The 24,044-nt window shown below is 38.7% G+C and carries 24 protein-coding genes and 1 pseudogene; 15 read left to right on the top strand and 10 right to left on the bottom strand.

All coding sequences use genetic code 11. From position 1 onward, the window contains the following. Window positions 1-61 precede the first annotated feature (61 nt). Window positions 62-490 carry a hypothetical protein gene (locus tag ALW18_14790; protein AOE53670.1) on the bottom strand — a complete coding sequence of 143 codons (429 nt, stop codon included), beginning with the start codon at window positions 488-490 and terminating at the stop codon, window positions 62-64. Between the two features lie 168 nt (window positions 491-658). On the opposite strand from ALW18_14790, the gene ALW18_14785 reads away from it, so the two are divergent. The 3 genes from ALW18_14785 to ALW18_14775 all read left to right on the top strand — a co-directional run bounded on the left by ALW18_14785 (window position 659) and on the right by ALW18_14775 (window position 4,507). After that, the gene (locus tag ALW18_14785; protein ID AOE53669.1) at window positions 659-1,837 is read left to right on the top strand and encodes a hypothetical protein; all 1,179 of its coding nucleotides are present in this window, start codon (window positions 659-661) and stop codon (window positions 1,835-1,837) included. Window positions 1,838-1,939: 102 nt separating this feature from the next. Next, the gene (locus ALW18_14780; protein AOE53668.1) at window positions 1,940-3,808 is read left to right on the top strand and encodes an ABC transporter; all 1,869 of its coding nucleotides are present in this window, start codon (window positions 1,940-1,942) and stop codon (window positions 3,806-3,808) included. 69 nt (window positions 3,809-3,877) lie between these two features. After that, complete coding sequence (locus ALW18_14775) at window positions 3,878-4,507, top strand: hypothetical protein (GenBank protein ID AOE53667.1); 630 nt, start codon at window positions 3,878-3,880, stop codon at window positions 4,505-4,507. Between the two features lie 71 nt (window positions 4,508-4,578). On the opposite strand, the gene ALW18_14770 is transcribed toward ALW18_14775, so the two are convergent. Together ALW18_14770 and ALW18_14765 are read right to left on the bottom strand one after the other, a co-directional pair. Next, on the bottom strand, window positions 4,579-5,271 hold the full coding sequence (locus ALW18_14770) for a hypothetical protein (GenBank protein ID AOE53666.1): 693 nt from the start codon (window positions 5,269-5,271) through the stop codon (window positions 4,579-4,581). Window positions 5,272-5,651: 380 nt separating this feature from the next. Next, window positions 5,652-6,005 (bottom strand): annotated as a pseudogene (locus ALW18_14765) (hypothetical protein). A gap of 251 nt (window positions 6,006-6,256) precedes the next feature. Between ALW18_14765 and ALW18_14760 the strand changes: the two are divergent. From ALW18_14760 to ALW18_14745, 4 genes are all read left to right on the top strand, one after another. Then, window positions 6,257-6,493, top strand: a complete 237-nt coding sequence (locus ALW18_14760) for a hypothetical protein (GenBank protein ID AOE53665.1) — start codon at window positions 6,257-6,259, stop codon at window positions 6,491-6,493. A 121-nt stretch (window positions 6,494-6,614) separates the two neighbouring features. Beyond that, entirely contained in the window at window positions 6,615-7,385 is a 771-nt protein-coding gene (locus tag ALW18_14755) for a methionine aminopeptidase (protein ID AOE54435.1), read from the top strand. A 72-nt stretch (window positions 7,386-7,457) separates the two neighbouring features. Further along, complete coding sequence (locus ALW18_14750) at window positions 7,458-7,901, top strand: hypothetical protein (protein AOE53664.1); 444 nt, start codon at window positions 7,458-7,460, stop codon at window positions 7,899-7,901. Window positions 7,902-7,921: 20 nt separating this feature from the next. After that, entirely contained in the window at window positions 7,922-8,212 is a 291-nt protein-coding gene (locus ALW18_14745; GenBank protein ID AOE53663.1) for a hypothetical protein, read from the top strand. A gap of 445 nt (window positions 8,213-8,657) precedes the next feature. Here the strand turns inward: ALW18_14745 and ALW18_14740 are convergent, their stop codons facing one another. Continuing rightward, on the bottom strand, window positions 8,658-8,873 hold the full coding sequence (locus tag ALW18_14740; GenBank protein AOE53662.1) for a hypothetical protein: 216 nt from the start codon (window positions 8,871-8,873) through the stop codon (window positions 8,658-8,660). Window positions 8,874-9,157: 284 nt separating this feature from the next. On the opposite strand from ALW18_14740, the gene ALW18_14735 reads away from it, so the two are divergent. The 6 genes from ALW18_14735 to ALW18_14710 all read left to right on the top strand — a co-directional run bounded on the left by ALW18_14735 (window position 9,158) and on the right by ALW18_14710 (window position 16,716). After that, window positions 9,158-9,859: a macrolide ABC transporter ATP-binding protein gene (locus ALW18_14735; protein ID AOE53661.1), complete on the top strand. Its 702-nt coding sequence runs from the start codon at window positions 9,158-9,160 to the stop codon at window positions 9,857-9,859. 90 nt (window positions 9,860-9,949) lie between these two features. Further along, entirely contained in the window at window positions 9,950-10,522 is a 573-nt protein-coding gene (locus ALW18_14730) for a cob(I)yrinic acid a c-diamide adenosyltransferase (protein AOE53660.1), read from the top strand. A gap of 189 nt (window positions 10,523-10,711) precedes the next feature. After that, window positions 10,712-10,933, top strand: coding sequence for a hypothetical protein (locus ALW18_14725; GenBank protein AOE53659.1), 222 nt, complete (start codon window positions 10,712-10,714; stop codon window positions 10,931-10,933). 96 nt (window positions 10,934-11,029) lie between these two features. Next, window positions 11,030-14,389: a preprotein translocase subunit SecA gene (gene secA, locus ALW18_14720; protein AOE53658.1), complete on the top strand. Its 3,360-nt coding sequence runs from the start codon at window positions 11,030-11,032 to the stop codon at window positions 14,387-14,389. A gap of 157 nt (window positions 14,390-14,546) precedes the next feature. Then, window positions 14,547-15,263 carry a hypothetical protein gene (locus ALW18_14715; protein ID AOE53657.1) on the top strand — a complete coding sequence of 239 codons (717 nt, stop codon included), beginning with the start codon at window positions 14,547-14,549 and terminating at the stop codon, window positions 15,261-15,263. Between the two features lie 211 nt (window positions 15,264-15,474). Then, window positions 15,475-16,716, top strand: a complete 1,242-nt coding sequence (locus tag ALW18_14710; protein ID AOE53656.1) for a sodium:proton antiporter — start codon at window positions 15,475-15,477, stop codon at window positions 16,714-16,716. 66 nt (window positions 16,717-16,782) lie between these two features. Here ALW18_14710 and ALW18_14705 read toward each other — a convergent pair whose 3' ends face one another. The 6 genes from ALW18_14705 to ALW18_14680 form a co-directional block, all read right to left on the bottom strand. Next, window positions 16,783-17,940 carry a hypothetical protein gene (locus ALW18_14705; protein ID AOE53655.1) on the bottom strand — a complete coding sequence of 386 codons (1,158 nt, stop codon included), beginning with the start codon at window positions 17,938-17,940 and terminating at the stop codon, window positions 16,783-16,785. A 50-nt stretch (window positions 17,941-17,990) separates the two neighbouring features. Then, window positions 17,991-19,400 carry a dehydrogenase gene (locus ALW18_14700; protein ID AOE53654.1) on the bottom strand — a complete coding sequence of 470 codons (1,410 nt, stop codon included), beginning with the start codon at window positions 19,398-19,400 and terminating at the stop codon, window positions 17,991-17,993. A 48-nt stretch (window positions 19,401-19,448) separates the two neighbouring features. Next, complete coding sequence (locus ALW18_14695; GenBank protein AOE53653.1) at window positions 19,449-19,883, bottom strand: DoxX family protein; 435 nt, start codon at window positions 19,881-19,883, stop codon at window positions 19,449-19,451. A gap of 2 nt (window positions 19,884-19,885) precedes the next feature. After that, window positions 19,886-20,416, bottom strand: a complete 531-nt coding sequence (locus ALW18_14690) for a hypothetical protein (protein ID AOE53652.1) — start codon at window positions 20,414-20,416, stop codon at window positions 19,886-19,888. A 73-nt stretch (window positions 20,417-20,489) separates the two neighbouring features. Beyond that, entirely contained in the window at window positions 20,490-21,698 is a 1,209-nt protein-coding gene (locus ALW18_14685; GenBank protein AOE53651.1) for a Fosmidomycin resistance protein, read from the bottom strand. Between the two features lie 102 nt (window positions 21,699-21,800). Beyond that, window positions 21,801-22,712, bottom strand: coding sequence for a transporter (locus ALW18_14680; protein ID AOE53650.1), 912 nt, complete (start codon window positions 22,710-22,712; stop codon window positions 21,801-21,803). A gap of 169 nt (window positions 22,713-22,881) precedes the next feature. Here ALW18_14680 and ALW18_14675 point away from each other — a divergent pair, with 169 nt between their 5' ends. Both ALW18_14675 and ALW18_14670 read left to right on the top strand, forming a co-directional pair. Next, entirely contained in the window at window positions 22,882-23,289 is a 408-nt protein-coding gene (locus ALW18_14675) for an Rrf2 family transcriptional regulator (GenBank protein AOE53649.1), read from the top strand. Between the two features lie 51 nt (window positions 23,290-23,340). Further along, window positions 23,341-23,988 (top strand): histidine kinase, encoded by a 648-nt coding sequence (locus ALW18_14670; protein ID AOE53648.1) that lies wholly within the window; start codon window positions 23,341-23,343, stop codon window positions 23,986-23,988. The last annotated feature ends 56 nt before the right edge of the window (window positions 23,989-24,044 follow it).

Here is a 24,044-nt window from a genome sequence, read left to right as displayed (position 1 = left end):
AAAAAATAAAAGCGCTCCCTGCGGAGCGCTTTTATAACTAACTAACCAAATCCAATCATTATTACACTATTGCAACCGACCTTTTTGCAGGCAGCTGCGCTTCTTCTTTCTTAGGAAGGCTAACTGTAAGTATACCATCCTGATACGAAGCATTAATATCTTCCGCTTTTACATTATCAGGTAGTTTGAAAGACCTTTTAAATGATGCGCTGCGAAACTCTCTCCTTGTAAATTTACCTTCCTTCTCTTCTGTATTCTCCGTTTTAATTTCTGAAGAAATTGTTAAAAGATCTTTATCAATTTCTATGTTGAAATTTTCTTTTTTCAATCCCGGAGCAACTAGTTCGAGTGTAAAAGCAGTATCAGTTTCTTTTACGTTTACGGGTGGAACTGCAGTTTGGTTGTACTGCGTACCTCCTAAAATATCTTTGAAGAACTGATCCATTACAATTGGTAATCCGTGAGCTGCATTTCGTTTTATTACGTTCATAATCTTATTTTTTAGTGTTTGACTTTTCAAATATTTGATAAGTAATAGTCAACTTTTATTCCAATCTAAAAACTACAGACAAAATGACGCTTTACATGACTTTTTGTCTTAAATAGGCTTTTGAGTTAAATTTACCGCTATATTTATCGCAACCAAAATCGACCACGAATGGACATCCTAAAACAACGCATTCAATCTATAGATGTACTGAGAGGCATCATAATGGCGCTAATGGCTTTAGACCATACACGTGATTATTTTCATATTGACGCTATGACCGGTGACCCGACAAATATGGAAACCACAACGCCGATATTGTTTTTTACCCGATGGATAACCCATTTTTGCGCTCCAACATTTGTTTTCCTATCAGGCACGTCAATTTACCTGCAAAGCATCAGGAAAAGCAAAAAAGAACTTGCATGGTTTTTACTCACCCGCGGTTTGTGGCTTATGTTTGCAGAACTAACCTTTGTAGGCTTCGGATGGAGTTTCAACATCAACTTTAATTTCTTTTTCCTTCAGGTTATCTGGGCAATAGGCTGCAGTATGGTATTACTTTCTGCACTGATATTCCTCCGGTATTTGGCAATGGTAACAATAGGTATCCTTATAACATTGCTCCACAACCTTATGGATTACGTTACTATTACCGATGACAATCTGGATGTCGCTGCTAATTTTTTCCTGATCACAGAATTTGAACCCTACGTTTTAGGCAGCCTTAGATTTATGACAGCCTACGCCATATTACCGTGGACAGGCATCATGCTCTTAGGTTACGCCGCAGGAAGATGGTATAATAGCAACATCAGACCCGAAACAAGAAAAAAAGCCCTAATTACCACAGGCAGTCTTCTCATAATTTTCTTTATTGGATTACGATTAATCAACAGCTATGGCGATCCCGCACCATGGGAAACACAACCTAGCTTCACCTACACCGTGCTATCTTTTCTGAATGTTACTAAATATCCGCCTTCTTTAATGTACGCCTGTATGACACTTGGCCCGGCTTTGATTGTACTTGCACTTATAGAAAACATAAGAAACTCAGTTACTGCCGTCTTTAATGTATTTGGGCGAGTGCCGTTTTTCTATTACCTGATACACATATATCTAATACATATACTTTGCACACTATTATTCTTTGCAGAAGGCTATGAATTTGCGGATAATTTTAAATTAAAAATGGCTTTTGGCTTTCGCCCGAGAGAAAATTTCGGATTTACATTAGGCATAGTATACCTGATATGGATTTTTGTTTTAGTGCTTTGCTACTTCCCAAGCCGGTGGTACAATAATTACAAGAGCAGGCATAAAAAATGGTGGTTGAGTTACATATAGTTACCAGTTTTCAGTCACAGTAGGCTGCAGCTTCGTTTTCAACACACAAAACAACTTGAAACCTGAAACAAAAAGTTTACTTTTGCAAAAAAATAAGGCACAGTGAATTACCTTTCAGTAGAAAACATATCCAAATCATTCGGGGAGCGTACGCTTTTTGAAAACCTATCTTTCGGAATCAATAAAGACCAGAAAATTGCTTTCGTAGCAAAGAACGGTACCGGAAAAACCAGCATCCTTAAAATTATCACCGGAGAAGACATGCCCGATACAGGACAGGTTGTTTTACGTAAGGAAATGAAAATGGCTTTCTTAAGTCAGGAACCTAACCTTAACCCGGAACTTACTATTGAGGAAAGTATTTTTGCATCGGATAATGAAATACTGAAAGTAATTGAGCAATACGAGAAAGCACTTGAAAATCCGGATGATGAGGAAGCCTACCAAAAGGCTTTTGAACGTATGGACATGCACAATGCCTGGGATTTTGAAACCCAATACAAGCAAATCCTCTTCAAGCTGAAACTGGAAGACATGAAGGTGAAGATTAAGAACATGAGCGGTGGCCAGAAAAAGCGTGTTGCCCTTGCTATTATTCTTATCAGCAAACCCGACCTGCTAATTCTGGATGAGCCTACCAATCACCTTGACCTTGAAATGATAGAGTGGCTGGAAAATTACTTTGCCAAAGAAAACATGACTTTATTTATGGTTACGCACGACCGTTTCTTTTTAGAGCGTGTATGTAATGAAATTATAGAGCTTGAAAACGGTAAGCTATACCAATATAAAGGTAATTACTCTTATTATCTTCAAAAGAAAGAAGAGCGTATTGCTGCCGAAAACGCAAGTGTTGATAAAGCTAAAAACCTTTACGTTAAAGAACTTGACTGGATGCGCCGCCAGCCTAAAGCGCGTACAACAAAGTCGAAATCACGCCAGGATGACTTTTATGTAATTCAGGAAAAAGCGCACAGCCGCCGTAAAGATTACCAGGTAGAACTTGAAATAAATATGGAACGCATGGGTAGCAAAATTGTTGAGCTACACAACGTTTCTAAAAAATTTGAAAGCAAAACCATTCTCGAAAACTTTAGCTTCAACTTTAAAAAAGGCGAGCGTATTGGCATTATTGGGAAAAACGGAACCGGAAAATCAACTTTTCTTAATATACTTACCCAAACCATGCCTCCGGATGGCGGAAAAGTAATTACCGGCGAAACAATTAAAATAGGCTATTACACCCAAAGTGGCATAAACCCTAAGCCGGAGCAAAAAGTTATAGACATCATTAAAGAATACGGGGAATATATTCCACTTGCTAAAGGAAGGACAATTTCTGCTTCACAGTTATTGGAGAAATTCCTGTTTGACCGTAAGAAGCAATATGATTTTGTTGAGAAATTAAGCGGTGGTGAGCTTAAGCGACTATACCTATGTACAGTTCTTATTCAGAATCCGAATTTCCTGATTCTGGATGAGCCTACCAACGACCTTGACATCGTTACCCTAAACGTATTGGAAAGCTTTCTTCTAGACTACCCGGGCTGTCTTATCGTAGTATCTCACGACAGGTATTTTATGGATAAGATCGTAGACCACCTTTTTGTTTTTAGAGGCGAAGGCATCATAGAAGATTTCCCTGGGAATTATAGTGATTTCCGTGCCTATGAAGACAGTGCCGAACCCAGCAAAGAAGAATTGAAACCTGTTGGAGATAACAAAAAAGCCTGGAAACAAAACAATGTAAAGGCAGGATTAACTTTTAACGAGCAAAAGGAATTCCAAAAAGTTGAAAAAGACATAAAAGACCTGGAACGCGAAAAAGAAACTATAGAAAAGCAATTCTCTGAAGGCAGTATTGCTGACGCAGACATTGCCAAAAAAGCTGCCGATCTTGAAGTTATCCTCAAAAAAATAGAGACCAATACCGAGCGCTGGTTTGAACTTAGCGCAAAGATGGAAGGGTAAATTTAGTTTACAGTTTTCGGTTAACAGTTTACAGTTGATCGATACAGATAATTAGTACTGTAATTTTTCATGAAAAAACTATCTTACAGCAAATTTCTCTGGAACTCTGTTGATGCTCACGGAGTGCATTCTCCTTTTGTATACGATATCGTAGCAAGAGGACTAAATACCCGTAGCGTAAGGATACCGAAAGATTACAACAATGAAAAGCCTGTCTTAAATAAAAAAGCGACAGACATCCTTTGTCGCCTAATGATTTATTTCAGAGCTGAAAAAGTATATGTTTTAGGAGATGAGTCGGGTGAAGTTACAGAAACCATAAGACGCTGTGGCGAGCATATAAAAAACAAAGTCTGGTTTTTTTCGCCTCTTGCACCTATACCCGGAGTTATTAACATGGCTTATATTTCGCCATCCGATAAAAATGAAGTAAATACTACAATTGAAAAACTATTACCAAACATGGGGAATAATAGTTTTTGCATTTTAGCAAACATACACACTTCAGAAAATAGTGAGAAACTATGGGAAGCCGTTAAACAAGATCCTCATGTATCTGTTACCATCGACACCTACCATTTGGGTATTTTATTTATAAGAAAAGGGCAGGCAAAAGAACATTTCACAGTACGCACAACAAACTCAAAGTTTCTTGACTTCATTATAGGAGCCAGGAAACTTTGGGGATTGTTATACTAACCTTGTTCAATAAAAAAAGGCGTACCTAAGCACGCCTTTTCTCACACAAATTTATATAAAAAAACCTTATATTAGTTAGCTTTTTCTTTCGCGTCTTTGTTTTCTTCACCTTTAGCAGTCATACGTTCCCAACGGAATTTCGGAGCAAACTTAAGTTTAAGACCTGCGATTTTTCTGTTGTCTTCACTAGAAAGACCCTCTTTTTCTACAGTATTTTTACGAGAGTCAAGAGCCTCATAATATGCTTTGATTTTGTCAAGATCCTGTCTTGAATATTCATCTTTGTTAGCATCAAACGTTTCGTAAAATTTAGTATAAACACTAAGAATGTTATCTTTGTTAACCCATGCAAATGTCATATCGTTGCCAATTACATTACCTGCACCAAAATATTTATCTGCAAGAGAATTTCCTGCAGGAGCTGCCGCTGCTGCGTCAGCCTGAGCTTTTGCTTTAGCATCATTTTCTGCCTGAACTTTTACACCGTCATATTTAGATTTGGTCTCTTCAATTCTTTTTTGAGCTTCTGCATCATTCTCTAATGTTGCAAGTGCTGCTTCTGCTTCTGCAACTCTTGCCTGGTAACCAGCTTCGATAGCAGCCCAGTTTGCAGACCTCTCGGCAGCGTCAAGGCCGTTTACTGAATCTACGTATACTACATAATGGTCTACGTTAGTTTTTGCAGTCTCTTTTTTCTCGTCTTTGCAAGATGTAAATCCTGCCGCTATTAGGACAGCGCCTAATGCTAAATTGAATCTTTTCATGGTTGTTTGTATTTTTATGTTACTTTGATAGGTTAAAATTAGTCTATCGTTAGCCACATTTCAAAATAACTATTAATTTATTAAGAATAATTTAGCAGACTTAACTATATATTGGGAATACTTAAGAATGTATTAACATTTTAAGAAACCCCATTTGATAAAAAGAGACCATTTAATATTGCACTTTATGTATTTGAAATACAACTTTTAAGTGTAAAATTAAATTAGATTAATACATTTAAAATCAAAAACTAAAAAACAATGTTACGCTTTGGCATTTAGTCTTTCACGACAAATTTCTCGGTAATGTCTTTTCCTGTTGAAGCGTCTTTTCCGTAGAAATTTATTGATGAAACTGCTGTACCAAGTTTATTGCAATACAAAAACATTTTACGGAGTACTATGTTTTTGCCATTGATTAGAACCGTTACATGGGGAGTTCCCTCGTTATTAAGTTTAAGCGTGAATTTTTTTGTAGGATATGCCGCCAGGGTAAAATCGAAAAGGTTGGCTGCAGCTTTAGTAATACTAACACCATAAGCCATTTTACGTTGCAACCCGCTCAGTTCTTCCTTAATACCTCCCTTTTTATAGTTAAGACGATATACATTAATAGGACTCTCATGATCGAGCGATTTACTATTAAGCAAATTGGCGTCGTAAACAAAGGTATTATGGTTGTTAGCGTGTTGAATATAGAAAAGCCGACCAGGGTTGTGCGGCGGAACAGGATAGCCGTCCTGAGCATAACAGCATGATCCCGAAACCAAAAGCAAGACTAAGAATACCGATATTTTCATAAGCGCTTGATTTTATGTTATCTAAATGTAATGAAAATATTGCTATAACGTTATACATAATTGATAACTTTTCAACTTTAACACAAAACCGCTTTAAGCTTAATCTGTTAATTAGCAATATCTTAAGAATTTCATATTAATTCTCATTGTACTTTTATCACATCAACTAAAAACAACAAAATATCATGGAACGCAGGGTATATCACGTAATGAGAAACGGCCGTGATGGCTGGAAAGGTGTAATGGAACATGCGGGACGCGCATCGGTAACGGGCGAAAACAAACAAGATGTGGTAAACCGTACGGTTGCAATGGCAAAAAACCACAGCAAATGTTCTGTAGTAATACACAAAATGGATGGCACAATACAGGAAGAGCGCACATATCCACGAAGCTCAGACCCTATTTCTACAAAAGGATAAACATAGGCCTGTATAAAATACAAACCAATCTAAATTAGTAAAACCACCTTTGCGGGTGGTTTTTGGTTTTGACAAACTGAGAGTTTTTCACTATTTTTACGTAAATGCAATTTTAGATATTATGTCGATAACAAAAGAAGAAGAGCTAATCGGTATGCAAAAAGCCAGTGAAGCAGTAGCCTATACCCTTAAAGAGATGATAGACTATGCTAAACCCGGCATGACCACAAAGGAACTTGATGCGTATGGCGCAAAGCTACTTGAAGGCTTTGGAGCAAAGTCGGCACCCTTTTTAACGTATGGCTTTCCCGGGTATACCTGTATAAGTGTAGACAACGAGTTTTGCCACGGCATACCGTCTGACAAACGGGTTTTAAAAGAAGGCGACCTTATAAACATAGATGTATCGGCAGAACTTAACGGTTATTGGTCTGATAACGGATCGTCGTTTGTTTTGGGTAATGATGTACACCAGCACCAAAAGCTTGTAAATGCTTCTAAAGAGATACTTGCCAAAGCTATTAGCAATATTAAGGGCGGTGTAAAGATTGCCGACATAGGCCACCTGATGGAAACCGAAGCGAAAAAGCGTGGTTATAAAGTAATAAAAAACCTGGGAGGGCATGGTATTGGCAGAAGCCTGCACGAGCAGCCGGACGAATTGCTGAACTACAGAAACAGGTTTGACATGAGGCGTTTTAAAAAGGGATCGGTGGTCGCAATAGAAACGTTTATATCAACATCTTCAACCTATGCCGAAGAATTAAACGACGGCTGGACGATGGTTGGTAACAAAGGCGGTTATATGGCACAGCACGAGCACACCATTGTAGTAACTGATGGTGCGCCAATTATATTAACAAAGATGAATGGCGTAACCAGTGTTGCGTAATTGAACACTACCATAACATTGAAACCACCTGCACTGGTGGTTTTTTTATTATTTTAGCCAAAAAACAAAATCATGCTTCGAAAATTTATAACTGCAACATCATTATTTCTTTTACTTTTTTGCTTTTCATGCAGTAAACAAACACAGGATTATGCGTTGTTTCACGCTGGCGAAAAAACTATACGTGTAGATAAACTTAAGTTTTATAATAATAAAAGGATGGACTTATACCTATATATTGAAGATAATACAATGCGAAATTCTATATACAATGCTACTGTTGACAGTCTAAGCCTGCACCTGAAAGACAGTACATTTACCGGAAAGCCACAACTGGTAATGATGAATGCTGAATTTACGACTGATTTCATACTACCTCTTAATCGCACAACCAAAAAACTTGAGGTTGACACTATTATGGGCAAACCAATGTTTCGTGTACCGTTTGTAAAAAATGCACATTTACCCCATATAGAATCAGGCCTGATAGAAACTGAAGCAATAAAAACAAAGTAACTTTTTACAAAATTCATTAGATGCAAAAAGCTACTCCTGCCGCACAAGGCTTAAAAATAACAGGGCTGTTCACACTCTTAAGCATAGTTATAGTATTTCAGAACCCGTTAAAGTACATGTGGATTACAGCGTTATTATCTCCGGCCATGTTGTATTTTTCTATAAAAAAATATAAAGAAGAGAAAGCAGTAGGTGCGGACACCACAAAAAGTAAAGATGCAATACAAATGGCAGCAGTAGCAACACTAATCGCATTTATAGCTTTTATAGGCTATAACCTTGCTGAAATGGGATTTTTTGGAGATATCTAAATAGGATAATCTTTTAAAAGGATGTGATCAATTTTGCATTTCGCCCGAAATAGCAGAGATCAGCCACCTAAAAATAAAACATTGCGCCTGCTTTTAAACCTCGATTTAATTTGCAATGGAAATAATCGAAAGCACATAAAAACCGTTCACCTGCCACCCCTTCCTTCAGACTTATACTGAAGGGTGGGGAGGAAAAACGTTTTTGCATGATAACTTTTTTAAGAGAAAGAAAGAGGACACCTAAGCATCCTCTTTCCTAAAGTATACTCATGCACTTAAATACGGCTGGCCGAAACCTATTTTGGTGCTGCCCCCCGGCTAACCAAAAATGCACGTATTTAAGACGCCCTAAAAGTAATATTAAAAATGTGGAAAACCACATTTTGTTAAAAAAATTATAATAAAGGTGAGTATATTTTTTAATTTCCCAATATTTTATATGATACTACAAACGCTTCTTAACCCTTAAAATTATTTGCGAAGGCCTTAAAACACTGTCTATTGTAAGAACTACACAGAATATTGAGGTAACCATAAATATTCCTTCAAGCGTGGTGTAAATAGCATCGTTCACGTCTTTCATTCTAAAAAAAGAACTCCAAAACAATGACGAAGCCATTACAAGGCCAACAACCGAAAGTGTAAAACATAGTTTTTTCATAATTCTAAATATTATAAACCCATTCACAGAATATTTATCCTGCTTCATGAAATGTTCAGTTTCGTTCCCCCAGATATGGCCTCGCCTTATTTACAGATTCATTTAAAATGCACAGGTAACTTATTTTAAAAGTAACTAACAGTTGCTAAATCGTGTTATGTAATTCCATCCAAACCCTTACACAATTACGCGGATACGTCATTCTGGTTTTTACTCTTAATCGAAAATATCGACAATCATCAACTCAAAAAATTTCATTACTTTTAGCCTCAAATCATCATCAAATGGCAGAAACGATAATTGAAATTAAAAATATAACCCGCGATTTTCCGCTTGGCAGCGAAATCGTTAAGGTACTTAAAGGTGTAGACCTACATATAAATAAGGGTGAGTACGTAGCGCTTATGGGACCATCAGGTTCTGGGAAGAGTACACTTATGAATATACTGGGATGCCTTGACACGCCAACCGGAGGAATCTATATCCTTAACGGAAAAGATGTAAGCCGAATGGCAGACGATGAGCTTGCAGGCATTCGTAATAAAGAGATTGGTTTTGTTTTCCAGACATTTAACCTTTTACCGCGAACTACCGCGCTTGATAATGTAGCCCTGCCAATGGTTTACGCCGGCTACAAAAAATCTGACCGTAATGCCCGCGCCACAAAAGTGCTTACACAGGTAGGCCTTGAAGACAGGATGGATCATAAACCCAACCAGCTTTCGGGCGGACAGCGCCAAAGGGTTGCTGTAGCGCGTGCACTGGTAAACCACCCGTCTATAATTCTTGCCGATGAGCCAACCGGTAACCTTGACAGTAAAACATCTGTAGAGATAATGAAACTTTTTGGAGAAATACACGCTAACGGCAATACCGTTATCCTCGTTACTCACGAAGAAGACATTGCAGCGTACGCACACAGGGTTATACGACTACGCGACGGCATCATAGAAAGTGATAATGTAAATCCTAATCCGCATATTTAAATTAGTTGTCGGTTGATGGTTGGTAGTTGCTGGATTTTCCTATTGCTATCATTATCGACAACCGACAACCATCAACTGACAACCAGTAAAATGAAAGTATACACTAAAACAGGCGATAAAGGTACTACTGCCCTATTTGGCGGCACACGTGTACCTAAACACCATATACGCATAGAAAGCTACGGAACGGTAGACGAATTAAATTCGCACATTGGGCTTATCCGCGATCAGGATATCAACCCAAATTACAAGAAAATACTGGAACGCGTACAGGACAGGCTGTTTACTTTGGGTGCCATATTGGCAACAGCCCCCGAAAAGGCGGTTTTAAAGAATGGAAAAGACAGGCTTAACATTCCCAGAATTTCTGAATCTGATATTGAACTTCTTGAAAACGAGATAGACAGTATGGAAAGTGAACTGCCACCGATGACGCATTTTGTGCTTCCGGGCGGGCATACAACAGTGTCATATTGTCACATTGCAAGGTGTGTTTGCCGCCGTGCGGAGCGCCTTTCGGTACATTTGAACGAGTTAGAACCTACCGATGAGATGGTTTTAACCTACCTGAACCGACTTTCTGACTACCTTTTTGTATTGGCACGAAAGTTGTCCCATGACCTGAAGGCTGACGAAGTGAAATGGATACCTGAAAAACTCTAGCGGTTTTACAGTATTTAGTGATCAGTTTACAGTAATAATCTTAGGTAAAGCGTTAGTAAACTGCTTACTGAACACCGTATGCTGACCACTAAAAAACACGTTCTTAAATTTTTTAAATAAATAAACAAATTTTTACTTGGGAATTTCAGTAGAAAATTTATTTTTGCATAAACTTTAATCGTTTAGAAGATGTATTGGACATTAGAATTAGCGTCGTATTTAAGTGACGCTCCGTGGCCTGCCACCAAAGATGAGCTTATTGATTACGCCATCAGGACCGGCGCACCTCTTGAGGTAGTAGAAAACCTGCAATCCATTGAAGACGAAGGTGAGATCTATGAATCGATGGAAGAAATATGGCCGGATTATCCAACCGACGAAGACTATCTTTGGAACGAGGATGAATACTAGGAAAAAATAAAATTCAATTGAAAAGTCTCTCCAAGAGGCTTTTTTTTTGGCTAAATTTGTATCCTATTACAATAAAACATAAGTAATTACAATATAATGAGTTTAATAAACAGCATTCTTAAAGCCTTTGTAGGCGATAAGTCGCAAAAAGACGTAAAGGCCATGCAGCCTTTAATCAATAAGATCAAGTCTTATGAAAGCGCTTTAGCACAGCTTAGCCACGATGAGCTAAGGGAGAAAACAATATATTTTAAAGACACTATCCGTAAGGCCCGTGCTGAGAAAGATGCTAAAATAGCATCTTACCTACAGGAGGTTGAAAAGGTAGAGGATATTGATGCCCGTGAGGATATCTATGCTTCTATTGATGCTCTTGAAAAAGAAGCTTACGATATTTCTGAAAAAACATTAATGGATATTCTTCCTGAAGCATTTGCCGTTGTTAAAGAAACAGCAAAACGTTTTAAAGAGAATACATCTATTACAGTTACTGCTACTCCTAAAGACAGGGAGCTATCGGCCACTAAACCATATATTGCCATAGAAGGCGATAACGCTACATGGGCAAACTCATGGAATGCTGCAGGTAAAGAAATTACCTGGGATATGATTCATTATGATGTTCAGCTTATTGGTGGTATCGTACTGCACCAGGGTAAAATTGCAGAGATGCAAACAGGTGAAGGTAAAACCCTCGTGGCTACACTTCCTCTTTACCTTAATGCACTTACAGGAAACGGTGTTCACCTGGTAACGGTGAATGACTACCTTGCAAAAAGGGATAGCTCGTGGAAAGCTCCATTATTTGAGTTCCACGGTATCACTGTAGATTGTATTGACAATCACCAGCCAAACTCTGATGCACGTAGAAAAGCATATTTAGCTGATATTACTTATGGTACCAATAACGAATTTGGTTTTGACTACCTAAGAGATAACATGGCACATTCGCCAAGCGATCTTGTACAACGTAAGCATAACTATGCTATTGTCGATGAGGTCGATTCAGTATTAGTGGATGATGCACGTACACCACTTATCATTTCGGGCCCGGTTCCTCAGGGAGACCGCCACGAGTTTACAGAACTTAAACCGAAAATTGATAACCTGGTAAACCTTCAGAGAACATTGCTTAACGGCGTTTTAGCAGAAGCTAAAAAACTTATCCGTGAAGGCAACACTAAAGAAGGTGGGTTCCTTTTACTTCGCGTTCACCGCGGGCTTCCTAAAAACAAAGCGCTTATTAAATTCTTAAGTGAAGAAGGTGTTAAGCAACTGCTTCAGAAAACAGAAAACCAGTACATGGCCGATAACAATCGTGACATGCACAAAATTGACGAAGCACTTTACTTTGTTATTGAAGAGAAAAACAATCAGGTAGAACTTACTGACAACGGTATTAAATACCTGTCTCAGGATACAGATAATAATTTCTTTGTACTTCCGGATATCGGAACTGAAATTGCAGCTATCGAAAAGAAAAATCTTGCCAAAGAAGCAGAGGCAGAAGAAAAAGAAGAGCTTTTTAAAGACTTCTCTGTTAAGAGCGAGCGTATCCACACGCTAACGCAACTTCTAAAAGCATATACCCTGTTTGAAAAAGATACTGAGTACGTTATCATGGATAACAAAGTACTTATTGTAGATGAGCAGACAGGCCGTATCATGGACGGACGACGTTACTCTGATGGTTTACACCAGGCTATTGAAGCTAAAGAGAACGTAAAAATTGAAGCCGTTACACAAACATTTGCAACTATTACCCTGCAAAACTACTTCAGGATGTATAGCAAGCTTGGCGGTATGACCGGTACAGCTGTTACTGAAGCAGGTGAGTTCTGGGAAATTTATAAACTGGATGTGGTAGAGATACCTACAAACAGAGGCATTTCACGTAAAGATGAGCACGATCTTATCTACCGTACAATGCGTGAAAAATTCAATGCAGTTATTGAAGACGTTTCTGCACTATCAGCAGCAGGAAGACCGGTACTTATTGGTACAACTTCGGTTGAGATCTCTGAGCTTTTAAGCCGTATGCTTAAAATGAGAAACGTTCCTCACAACGTACTGAATGCAAAACTTCACAAAAAAGAGGCTGAGATCGTTGCCGAAGCCGGTAAGCCGGGTGTTGTAACTATTGCAACAAACATGGCAGGCCGTGGTACCGATATTAAGCTTACACCGGAAGTTAAGGCTGCGGGTGGTTTAGCTATTATTGGTACAGAGCGTCACGATTCACGTCGTGTGGACCGTCAGCTACGAGGCCGTGCAGGTCGTCAGGGAGATCCTGGAAGCTCTCAGTTCTATGTATCTCTTGAAGATAACCTGATGCGTCTATTCGGTTCTGAAAGAGTTGCTAAAATTATGGACCGTATGGGTCTTAAAGAAGGTGAAGTTATACAGCACTCTATGATGACAAAATCTATAGAGCGCGCTCAGAAGAAAGTGGAAGAGAACAACTTTGGTGTTCGTAAACGCCTTCTTGAGTATGATGACGTTATGAATGCACAGCGTGAAGTAGTTTACAAACGCCGTAAGCACGCACTTCATGGTGAAAGGCTTAAAGTAGATTTAGCAAACATGATGTACGATACTGCCGAGCTTATTGTGGAAACAAACAAAGCAACGCAGGACTTTAAAAACTTTGAGTTCGATCTTATCCGTATTTTTTCGCTAAGCTCTCCTGTAACTGAGTCTGAATTTACAAAGCTTACAGAAAGAGAACTTGCAGGTAAAGTATACAAAGTAGTTCTTGATCATTATACTGAGAAAACAGAGCGTAATGCTGCAGAGGCTTTCCCTGTTATTAAAAATGTATATGAAAATAATAATGGCCAGTATGAGCGTATCGTGGTTCCGTTTACAGACGGTATCAAAACGCTTAATGTGGTAACCGACCTTGAAAAAGCATACCAGAGCGAAGGCCGTACGCTTGTTAATGATTTTGAGAAGAACATTACCCTTGCTATCGTTGATGAAGCATGGAAAAAACACCTTCGCAAAATGGATGAGCTGAAACAATCGGTGCAGCTTGCGGTTCATGAGCAGAAAGACCCGCTTCTTATTTACAAATTCGAAGCGTTCAACCTGTTCAAGAAAACAATGGACGGCATTAATAAAGAAGTAATATCTTTCCTTTTCAAAGGCGACCTTCCTTCTCAAAATCCTAACAACATTCAGGAAGCAAGAGAAGAGTCGATTCAGGAAAACTACATCGAATCTAAAGACGATGTAATGAATACTGATGAGATGGCTGCAAAAGCACGCGAAGTATCGCAGCAAAGCCAAAGCCGCCCTCAAACGGTAGAAACTATCGTAAGGGACGCTCCGAAAATTAACCGTAATGATAACGTTACTATTAAACACGTTATGAGCGGAAAAACGGAAACAATGAAATTTAAAAAAGCTGAAGCGCTTTTAGCGACAGGCGAATGGGTAATTGTTGCAGAATAGTTTCCCGGCATAATTATAAAAAATCCCCAAAGCAATTTGGGGATTTTTGTTTTTATACATTTATTGCATAGTACAATACTTTAAACTTGTGCTTTAACAACTGTCTTCAGGTCTTATTTACACTATTTACTTATATTTGAAAAAATTAAGCTAAAACATGACAACAAGACTATTGACCACAGTACTATTCATGGCAGCTTCCTTATGCGGATTTGCACAGGATAAAGCCAAACTACAAGAATCAACCGGAAGATTAATGGATTTCATTCTAAAAAACGATTATCAATCGATTTTGGAGATTACCTACCCGACACTTTTTAGTGAGATCTCTGAGAAAGATTATGTTGACGGATTAAAGAAACAAAATAATGGAGATGACTATACTGTCATTCAGAAAAAGACAGGACAGGATATAGATTTCGGACCCGTAGTTCATTTTAACGAAGGTTATTACTGCGTTATACATTACAACTACCAGGTAAGTATAGTTTTAAAAAATCCTCTTAAAAAGGCCGATGAAGCTACAACTGTAAAACGCTTCACAAATGCATTAAATAATGAGGATGCTTACTATATTCCGTCAGACAATGCTATAACGGTAAAAGGCCGCAAATCTATCGTTGCGGTATCCGACAATTCAACTGGAAATTTCTGGAATTTCATTGTTGACGTACACGCTCCTTACGCGCAAAATGCAATTCCTGACGGTGCAAAACAAGAATTGCACCCGGAACTCTACTCCGAAAAACAAAATACAGCGAACGGTAACAAACCAAAAGCCGCTAAAAAACCAAAGCCTGTACAAACCGGCCCGCTTACTCCTGTACAACAGGACGCTTTAACAAAAAAAGAACTGGCGAAACAAAAGCAATAATATAAAACTGAATATTATACACAAAGAAGTCCTGTAATCACAGGGCTTTCTTTGTTTAAGGAGGCCTATCAGTTAGGTTTTTAGGCTATTTTTCGTTATGTTTGTAGATATACGCTATTTTAAAGTATCGCGATAAAACCAGAATCTTTATATAAAATTCAGTTCATCTTCCGATACAATCTGATAATCCTTAATACTGTTTTACAAGCCTATGGAATTGTACTATTCCCTTTCTGTTCTTATTGTTCTCGCATCGTTCTTTGCCTATTTCAATGTCCGTTTTTTAAAATTACCGTCTACAATTGGCGTTATGGTCATTGCTATGGCTGTGTCTATTTTCTTCGTTGTTTTTGGTAATGTATTTCCAAAACCTTTATCCCGTATTATAACCCTTATAGCTGGTTTCGATTTTACCGAGCTGTTAATGGGTGCCATGCTAAACTTCCTTCTCTTTGCAGGTGCCGTACACATTAATATTAAAGACCTTAAAGAACAACGCCTGCCCATTGTTGTATTCTCTACAGTGAGTGTTGTTATATCTACTTTTGTCGTAGGATCATTACTTTACTACCTGCTTCCTATATTAAATCTTCATTTACCTTATATATACTGCCTTTTGTTTGGTTCATTAATATCGCCAACAGATCCGGTTGCGGTACTCAGCATCCTTAAGGAAGCCAAGGTTCGTAAATCACTTGAAACCAAGATTGCAGGAGAATCGTTATTTAACGATGGTGTCGCTGTCGTTGTGTTCGCTGTTATATTGCAGCTGGCACAGGATAAAACAGTAGAATTTACAGTTCTTAATGTATCATGGCTTTTATTAAAAGAAGCCGGGGGCGGATTCTTACTGGGTGTGGCACTAGGTGTTGGTGCATCGCGTGCTATGCGAAAAATTGACGATTACAAAGTATCGGTACTTATAACGCTGTCTGTAGTAATGGGTGGTTACCTTATTGCTTCGCAGCTACATTTCTCAGGACCGCTAACGATGGTATTTGCCGGACTGATTATTGGTAACTTCAAGAAACGCTATTCAATGTCGCCGGTTACGAAAGATTACCTTGATAAATTCTGGGAACTTAATGACGAAATACTAAATGCTATTCTTTTCCTTTTTATCGGATTTAACCTTTTACTGGTAAAAGACCTTAATGATTACTGGATTCCGGGTATAGCCTGTATCGTATTAGTACTATTCTCCCGTTTTATCTCTATCTGGCTGCCAACCAAGTTTATTAAATTCAGAGATAAATTCAGCAGCGGAACTATAAAGATGCTTGTGTGGGGAGGCTTACGCGGAGGTGTTTCCATCGCATTGGCCTTATCTATAAACGATGGCCCTTATAAAGACATTATAATTGCTATCACGTACTTTGTAGTGGTATTCTCAATAGTAGTACAGGGACTAACCATTGGCCGGGTTGCCGCAAGGGTATTGCCCAAAACATAATATTAAAACGCCCCTTTAGCAAGGGGCGTTTTTAGTTCATAAATATTTCTGAACGATATAGAACTATTATTTATCTTTTTCCGGATAGATTACATTTTCACCCTTCGAGATAAATACAAGAGCGTCATAATGCTTAAACCAATTTGTTTTTGATTTATTATCATCTTCAAGATTGAACATTCCGTCATATTCTTTTTCTATGTATTCGGGATTTTCAATGATAACATTTTTGGAATCAATAAAATAATTTTTTTCAGTAGTTGGCAAAAAGTGAAGTACGTTTTCTTTGTCTTTGCTATACTTCTCAATCAATTTAGGCTTCCTGTAAGGCAGGTGTATTGCTGAAAAAGCGATATGGTAAGAGATACCCGGATTAGCCTTTACAAATTGCCCACACATAGTTTCTCCGGGCACAAATATGTGTTCATACTTTGCCATGTGGGCATTGTGCACCCATACAATAAACTTTTTTTGAGGCATCGTTTTCACTAGATAGTCAAGGTTCTTTGCCATTTGAGTATCTCTTACAGGTGTGCCTTTTTCGATCCCCTTGTGCGTGGAAACTATCATGAAAAATGTTTTGTAGCTTTCCAGTATAGTAAACCAAAGCTTATCCTGAATGACCTTATCATTATCTAATAATTTATCGATTCCACTAAGTATCTTTTGTACGTTTAGCTTTCCGTCAGTTTTACCAAGATCGGCAGCATTTGTAAAAAATGTATCAGTCAATCCGATAAAATCCTTATCCGCTACAATAGCATTTGCATCCAGGAATTCAGTCAGCTTTTTTAGAAAGTTAGATTTGGTATATTGAGAATAGATTTGGTTATCGAAACCCCAAATAGTAACATTATGTTCCTTTAAAAAATCAAACAGTTCTTTGCATTGAACAGAGTTCGACCAAAATTTATGCAGATCTGCTTTATCATGGTTAAAATACAGTGCAAAGAAATCGTCTTCAAAGGCAATGTCTTTGTATCCTTTTTCCAAAACCAAATACTTTATAAATTCGGTTTTAGCCAAAAAATCAGAACCAACAAAATGTCCCGACTCTCCTAAAAACACAACTTTTTTATCCTTTAAATTGTTGTTTAAAACTTCTTTGACGTCTGCTGTCAAAAGGCTTTGCATTACGCCCAATTCATACGTGTTCTTTTCAACCTGAGCCCAAATACAATGTATACTAAGAAGGGTAAGAAATAATATTGCTGTTTTTTTCACTTTGATGGTCGCTAATTTTTATTCGTACTAATCCTTTAGATTATTTAGAATTATAAATTATCCGGAAGTATTTTACCCGGATTAAGTATATTATTGGGATCGAATATATTTTTAATGCTTTTCATAAGCTGAAGCTGTGTTGCGTTAAAAGCAATATCCATATAATTTTTCTGAACATAACCAATACCATGCTCTCCCGAAAGTGTTCCTTTAAGAGAGACCGTAAGCTCGAATATTTCACGAATACCTTTAGGCACTTCTGTTTGCCAGTTTTCGTCGCTCATATCGCCTTTAATTATGTTTACGTGCAGGTTACCGTCTCCCGCATGACCATAACAAACCGATTGAAATCCGTATTTTTTACCTGCTGCTTTTATACCTGCTAAAAGTGTTGGCAACTCATATCTCGGGACAACTGTATCTTCTTCTTTGTAAATTGAATTCGCTTTTACTGCCTCGCCTACTGCGCGACGCATTTTCCATAGCGCATTCTTCTGGTCTTCGGTATCTGCAAAAAGAATATCATCAATTTCAAATCGCTCCAGTACCCCCATAATTTTTTCTGCTTCTGCAAAAAGCATATCGGGATAATTGCCATCAACTTCAATTAAAAGGTGCGCTTCAACATTATCTTTAATAGTAAGGCTAACACCATCTACATATTTTAATGTCCAGTCTATAGCATCGCGCTCCATAAACTCAAGAGCGCTTGGTACTACTCCTGCCCTGAAAATCTCGGCAACCGCTTCACAAGCCTGCCCTGCCTTAAAGAAAGGAACTAACATAAGTATGTTATGCGAGTTTTTAGGCAGCAGCTTCATTACGATTTTAGTGATGACACCCAGTGTACCTTCACTACCCACCATTAATTGCGTAAGGTTGTACCCTGTAGAATTTTTTAGCGTGTTGGCACCCGTCCATATAATTTCGCCGGAAGGCAAAACCACTTCCAGGTTTAACACATAGTCTTTGGTAACTCCGTATTTAAGGGCACGTGCTCCCCCGGCATTTTCTGCTACGTTTCCGCCAATTGTACAGCTACCCTGGCTGCTGGGATCGGGCGGATAAAAAAGCCCTTTTTCAAAAGCTGCCTCACGAAAAACCTGTGTAATTACCGCCGGCTCTACAATACCCTGAAGGTTATTTTCATCTATCTCGATCTTATTGAAACGTTCCATAGAAAGCCCAATACCACCATAGATGCTTAGTGCCCCACCACTAAGGCCGGTACGCCCACCAATGGGTACAACAGGAATTTTATATTGTGTAGCGAGCTTCATAATTTCGGAAACTTCCTGTGTAGTACCCGGCTTTACGACTACCGATGGCGGAAAGTTATAATCTTCCGTTTCATCGTGACCGTAGTGTTTACGGGTGGCTTCATCTAAAAAAAGAAATGACTGCCCTACTATCTTTTCAAGTTGGGCAGTCATTTCCTGTGGTATTGTTATATTTTCCATGAGTATCTTTTCAGCGTATAAACGTTTCAAAAATACTATAATTTAGGCTTAGGAATACACTCTTTTACGTGTCTTTTTATGGATAAAATGATCTATAGAATATTTACCGCTGCCTGTAATAAGGAGTAATACATAAATTGTAAGGTATAAACCACCGAGTTCCTGCTTTCCAAAGCCATCGTGGGCATGAACTACAAAAACTGCAACAAACATTGTTATGATAAGCGGTATCACAACAATACGGGTACATAGTCCTATAATGAGTAATCCGGAACAAGCCACTTCTGCAAATACTGCCAATGCTAGTGAGGCATTAGCTCCCACTCCAAGCGGATCGGGAAAGCCTTCGGCTCCCGTTGCAGAAAACAACATTGTCCATTTTTGTATACCGTGGCTTAGCATAAAACAGCCTACCACAGCACGCAAGATAAAAAGGCCTGTATGATAAAGCTTTTTATCTCTGGATGTATCAAAAATCCACATGGCTATTGCTGAATAAATTGCAGGTTAGCAACAAGCTTAACCTCTTCGCTCACTGTTAGCCCACCACCTTCTACAACTGCATTCCAGTTCAGGCCAAAGTCTTTACGGTTTAATTTACCTGTAACCTCAAGTCCTACTTTCTGGTTTCCATAACCATCTGTAGCCTCTCCCCCATATTCTCCTTTAAACTCAATAGTTTTAGTAACACCTTTCATGGTAAGTTCTGCTGCAATAGCATACTCATCGCCATCAACCTGTTTAATAGATGTTGTTTTTATAGTGATTTCAGGGAAAGAATCCGATTCAAAAAACTCTGGGCTTCTTAGATGTCCGTCGCGCTGATCGTTGTTTGTGCTTATGCTCGCTGCTTTTATAGTAACCGATATTTCTCCGCCTTCAAAAGTATCTTCCGGTGTAGAAGCCTCGCCGCTAAATTCGCCGAAAGATCCTGTAACCGTAGATATAACTAGGTGTTTTACTTTAAATTGTATTTCAGAATGTGCAGGGTCAATCGCCCATTTTTTCGTTGACATAATGTATAGATTTTGGTTTATTCCCTAAAGTTAGGAAATATGCCACGATCTACGGTTAAAAATATGTAAACTATCAGGCTTTTTTCTTTTTAAGGTTAGGTAAAAACACAGCAATAACGCCTATCAGCGGCAAATAAGCACAAATATCGTATACATAGTTGATACTTGTTTCTTCAGCAAGATAGCCTAAAAGTGCAGCACCGAGACCACCCATACCAAAGGCAAAACCATAAAACAGCCCCGACACCATACCCAGTTTTTTAGGGAGCAGCTCCTGTGCATATACAAGAATAGCAGGAAAAGCCGAGGCAAGCAGTGTACCTATTATGATAGATAATATAGTCGTCCAGAACAGGTCGGCATACGGCAATAGCAATGCAAAAGGCGCAACACCAAGCACCGAAAACCATATTACATACTTACGCCCAAATTTATCGCCAAGCGGCCCGCCAAGCAAAGTACCTATTGCCAGTGCCAGAAGAAACAGGAACAAGTGGTATTGAGCATCCTGTACTGTTAAGTTAAATTTATCAATAAGGTAAAATGTATAATAACTTGTTATACTCGCTACGTAAAAATATTTGGAGAAGATAAGCACTAACAGGATGACTACTGAAATCGCTATTCTCCGCTGTGAAAGATCCGGCAATACAATTTCTTTTTTAATACCCCTATTAATATTTAAGTGGTCGTGATACCAGTTACCTATACGCCATAATACAGCAATAGCTATAAGCGCAACTATACCAAACCATATAATGTAATGCTGGTCGTTTGGCACTACGATCCACGCAATTAACAGCGGACCTATAGCCGTACCTGTGTTACCGCCGATCTGGAATATGGATTGTGCCAGTCCCCTCTTCCCACCTGATGCAAGAAAAGAAACCCTTGAGGCTTCGGGGTGAAAAATTGACGAACCAATACCTACCAAAACCACCGATGCTAATATCCACCCGAAACTGGCTGCATAGGATAGTAAAATAATACCAGAAAGTGTAAACAGCATTCCGTATATTTTAGAATAAGGCTGCGGATTTTTATCGGTGTAAAAACCAACAAATGGTTGTAATATCGATGCGGCAAGCTGATAGGCAAATGTTATAAGGCCTATTTGTGTAAACGTAAAGTTATATTTATCTTTAAGTATTGGGTATACTGCAGGTATAACTGCCTGCAACAGGTCGTTTAGCATATGTGCTATGGCAACAGAAAAAAGTATTGAGTATACTGTTTTTTGAACTACTTCTGTCTTTATGCTGCCTTTAACTTCTTCGCTCATTGTAATGGTATTGAAAAGAGAGCTGCAAAATTAAGCCTTAACTCCCAAACCAAAAACTATTACAGTAATCGTTTTGAGTTAAATTTAATAAGCAGTTCATTTCTAACCAATTTGAAGAATGTAATACCATAAGGCAAGCGATAGAAAAGCCAATGGAATACCGATACCTATCATCATACCGGCAAGCCTTGGTTTTAATCCGTGTGCCGATGCCAGTATTGCGGCAGTTATCATTGGTGCCATAGCGGCTTCCATAATAGCGACATCAATTTCAATTCCTTTTCCGCCTAATACAGTTTTATAAAGTATAAAGAATACCGCAGGCATAAGCAGCAGTTTATAGAAAAGCCCAAGGGTAAGAAAACCCCAATGCCTGCTTCGTAATTGTATCTTAAGCTGCAACCCAACCGCTACAAGGGCTACGGGAGTTACAGTACCACCCAGTTTTTGAAATACCGGCTGAATAGCGGCAATAAAATCGTAGCCGCACACATTCATTATTGCCCCTGCGGAAAAGGCCAAAAAAGGTGGAAACACCAATATTTTTCTCAAAATACCCGATGCTCCTGCTACCTCTTTAGAATAGGCCGCAGCCACAATAATTCCTAAGGTAGCCATAACTACAAAAGTGCCGGGCTGGTCTACAATTATGGCGGTTTCCAAACCTTTTCGCCCGTAGAGCGCTTCAATTACAGGAAACCCGATAAACGATGTGTTACCCAAACCTGCAGTTACTACCAGGCAGCCGATAAGTTTCTTAGGCCAGCCTAACCAATTGCCCAAACCTGCAAAAAAAACCCACGCCAATAAAAAGCCTATCCATGCCACACCCAAAGGATATAGCAGCTTCGAACTGATGGCTATTTTAGGAATATAGTACAGCGCCAGTGCCGGCAGCGAGATATAAATTACAAATTGGTTAAGGGCAGCATGGGCATTCGCCGGAATTGTTTTTACACGTTGCAGCCCCACACCTGCTAAAAGGCACACAAAAATGAGTATAATGCTATCCATTACAATATCAGGATAAAGTGAATGTTTCAAATTTACGGTTCAATTGGCAAACACCCAATAAATAGAGGAGAAATATATACACCTTCAATACTCAGGTTTTAAAGCAATTGCAATAAATAGTTGCAGATAAAAAAATCTTGAGTATATTTGTAACAGAAATTGTTACAGTATGATATCAGGCAAATTTGCTATAACGCTGCACATCCTTAGCCTTCTTTCCAAGTTTCCGGATGAGTACCTGTCGTCAGAGTTTTTGGCGGGCAGCATGAATATCAATGCCGTATTGGTTCGTAAAGAAATTGCCAACCTTAAAAAGCACAACATGGTAGAAAGCCGCGAAGGCAAATATGGTGGCACTAAACTCTTAAAACCTGCACAGGAAATTACCCTGAAAGACGTTTTTTGCATGACGTTCGATTCGGTGAACCTTGGCTATTCTAAGAACGACCCTAACCCAAAATGCCCGGTTGGTAAAAACATCAACCAAAATCTTGATATGCTTTATAAAGACATCAACCAGAATATAGGCGGTCAGTTGGAGAAGATCTCCCTGCTCGAATTTACAAAAGACTTTTAAAATTTTTTATATAAAACTGTAACATTTTTAGTTACATTAAATTTACCACTTATGAAAGTAGCCATTATTGGAGCCACAGGATTTTTAGGCTCTCTGTTAGTTAAAGAATTCGCTAACCGCGGACATGAAATTACTGCAATTGCAAGAAACCCATCTGACGATGTTCCTGCAAATGTAAAAACTGTAAAAGCAGATATTTTTGATACTGCTGCCATTGCAGACATACTTAAAGGGCACGACGCTGTTGTTAGCGCTTACAACCCGGGATGGACAAACCCTAACATTTATGATGATTTCATGAAGGGCTCTGCATCGTTACAAAACGGTGTAAAACAATCGGGTGTTAAACGTTATATTACTGTAGGTGGCGCAGGAAGCTTATTTGTTGCTCCGGGTGTACAAGCTGTTGACGGACCTGATTTCCCTAAAGATATTTATCCGGGTGCATCTGCCGCTAGAGATTACCTTAACATCATTAAGGAAGAAAAAGATCTTGACTGGGTATTTTTCAGCCCAGCATTCGAAATGCATCCCGGAATCACAACGGGTCGTACAGGCAAATATCGTCTTGGACTTGAAAACCCTGTGTTTGACGAAAACAACCGTAGTATACTTTCGGGCGAAGACGTAGCAGTTGTTTTGGCAGACGAAGTTGAAACCCCAAAACACCATCAGCAAAGGTTTACAGCAGCATATTAATTTTGTTTAAGGCTTAGAGTTTAAGGTTCTCACTCCTACTCTTAATCAAAACTATT

The organism is Flavobacterium psychrophilum (assembly GCA_001708385.1).
In the GTDB taxonomy this organism is placed as follows: Bacteria; Bacteroidota; Bacteroidia; order Flavobacteriales; family Flavobacteriaceae; genus Flavobacterium; species Flavobacterium psychrophilum_A.
Note: the sequence above shows the minus strand (reverse complement) of the source record. Positions and strands in the feature narration are given on the sequence as shown.

Bases quoted from the DNA above. Each gene is read 5' to 3' on its own strand.
- ALW18_14740 (AOE53662.1), bottom strand. From the start codon at position 8,873: ATGAAAAAACTATGTTTTACACTTTCGGTTGTTGGCCTTGTAATGGCT.
- ALW18_14725 (AOE53659.1), top strand. From the start codon at position 10,712: ATGTATTGGACATTAGAATTAGCGTCGTATTTAAGTGACGCTCCGTGG.
- ALW18_14775 (AOE53667.1), top strand. From the start codon at position 3,878: ATGAAAAAACTATCTTACAGCAAATTTCTCTGGAACTCTGTTGATGCT.
- ALW18_14790 (AOE53670.1), bottom strand. From the start codon at position 490: ATGAACGTAATAAAACGAAATGCAGCTCACGGATTACCAATTGTAATG.
- ALW18_14685 (AOE53651.1), bottom strand. From the start codon at position 21,698: ATGAGCGAAGAAGTTAAAGGCAGCATAAAGACAGAAGTAGTTCAAAAA.
- ALW18_14770 (AOE53666.1), bottom strand. From the start codon at position 5,271: ATGAAAAGATTCAATTTAGCATTAGGCGCTGTCCTAATAGCGGCAGGA.
- ALW18_14730 (AOE53660.1), top strand. From the start codon at position 9,950: ATGAAAGTATACACTAAAACAGGCGATAAAGGTACTACTGCCCTATTT.
- ALW18_14695 (AOE53653.1), bottom strand. From the start codon at position 19,883: ATGTGGATTTTTGATACATCCAGAGATAAAAAGCTTTATCATACAGGC.
- ALW18_14675 (AOE53649.1), top strand. From the start codon at position 22,882: ATGATATCAGGCAAATTTGCTATAACGCTGCACATCCTTAGCCTTCTT.
- ALW18_14700 (AOE53654.1), bottom strand. From the start codon at position 19,400: ATGGAAAATATAACAATACCACAGGAAATGACTGCCCAACTTGAAAAG.
- ALW18_14760 (AOE53665.1), top strand. From the start codon at position 6,257: ATGGAACGCAGGGTATATCACGTAATGAGAAACGGCCGTGATGGCTGG.
- ALW18_14680 (AOE53650.1), bottom strand. From the start codon at position 22,712: ATGGATAGCATTATACTCATTTTTGTGTGCCTTTTAGCAGGTGTGGGG.
- ALW18_14715 (AOE53657.1), top strand. From the start codon at position 14,547: ATGACAACAAGACTATTGACCACAGTACTATTCATGGCAGCTTCCTTA.
- ALW18_14750 (AOE53664.1), top strand. From the start codon at position 7,458: ATGCTTCGAAAATTTATAACTGCAACATCATTATTTCTTTTACTTTTT.
- ALW18_14690 (AOE53652.1), bottom strand. From the start codon at position 20,416: ATGTCAACGAAAAAATGGGCGATTGACCCTGCACATTCTGAAATACAA.
- ALW18_14735 (AOE53661.1), top strand. From the start codon at position 9,158: ATGGCAGAAACGATAATTGAAATTAAAAATATAACCCGCGATTTTCCG.
- ALW18_14670 (AOE53648.1), top strand. From the start codon at position 23,341: ATGAAAGTAGCCATTATTGGAGCCACAGGATTTTTAGGCTCTCTGTTA.
- ALW18_14710 (AOE53656.1), top strand. From the start codon at position 15,475: ATGGAATTGTACTATTCCCTTTCTGTTCTTATTGTTCTCGCATCGTTC.
- secA (AOE53658.1), top strand. From the start codon at position 11,030: ATGAGTTTAATAAACAGCATTCTTAAAGCCTTTGTAGGCGATAAGTCG.
- ALW18_14785 (AOE53669.1), top strand. From the start codon at position 659: ATGGACATCCTAAAACAACGCATTCAATCTATAGATGTACTGAGAGGC.
- ALW18_14755 (AOE54435.1), top strand. From the start codon at position 6,615: ATGTCGATAACAAAAGAAGAAGAGCTAATCGGTATGCAAAAAGCCAGT.
- ALW18_14745 (AOE53663.1), top strand. From the start codon at position 7,922: ATGCAAAAAGCTACTCCTGCCGCACAAGGCTTAAAAATAACAGGGCTG.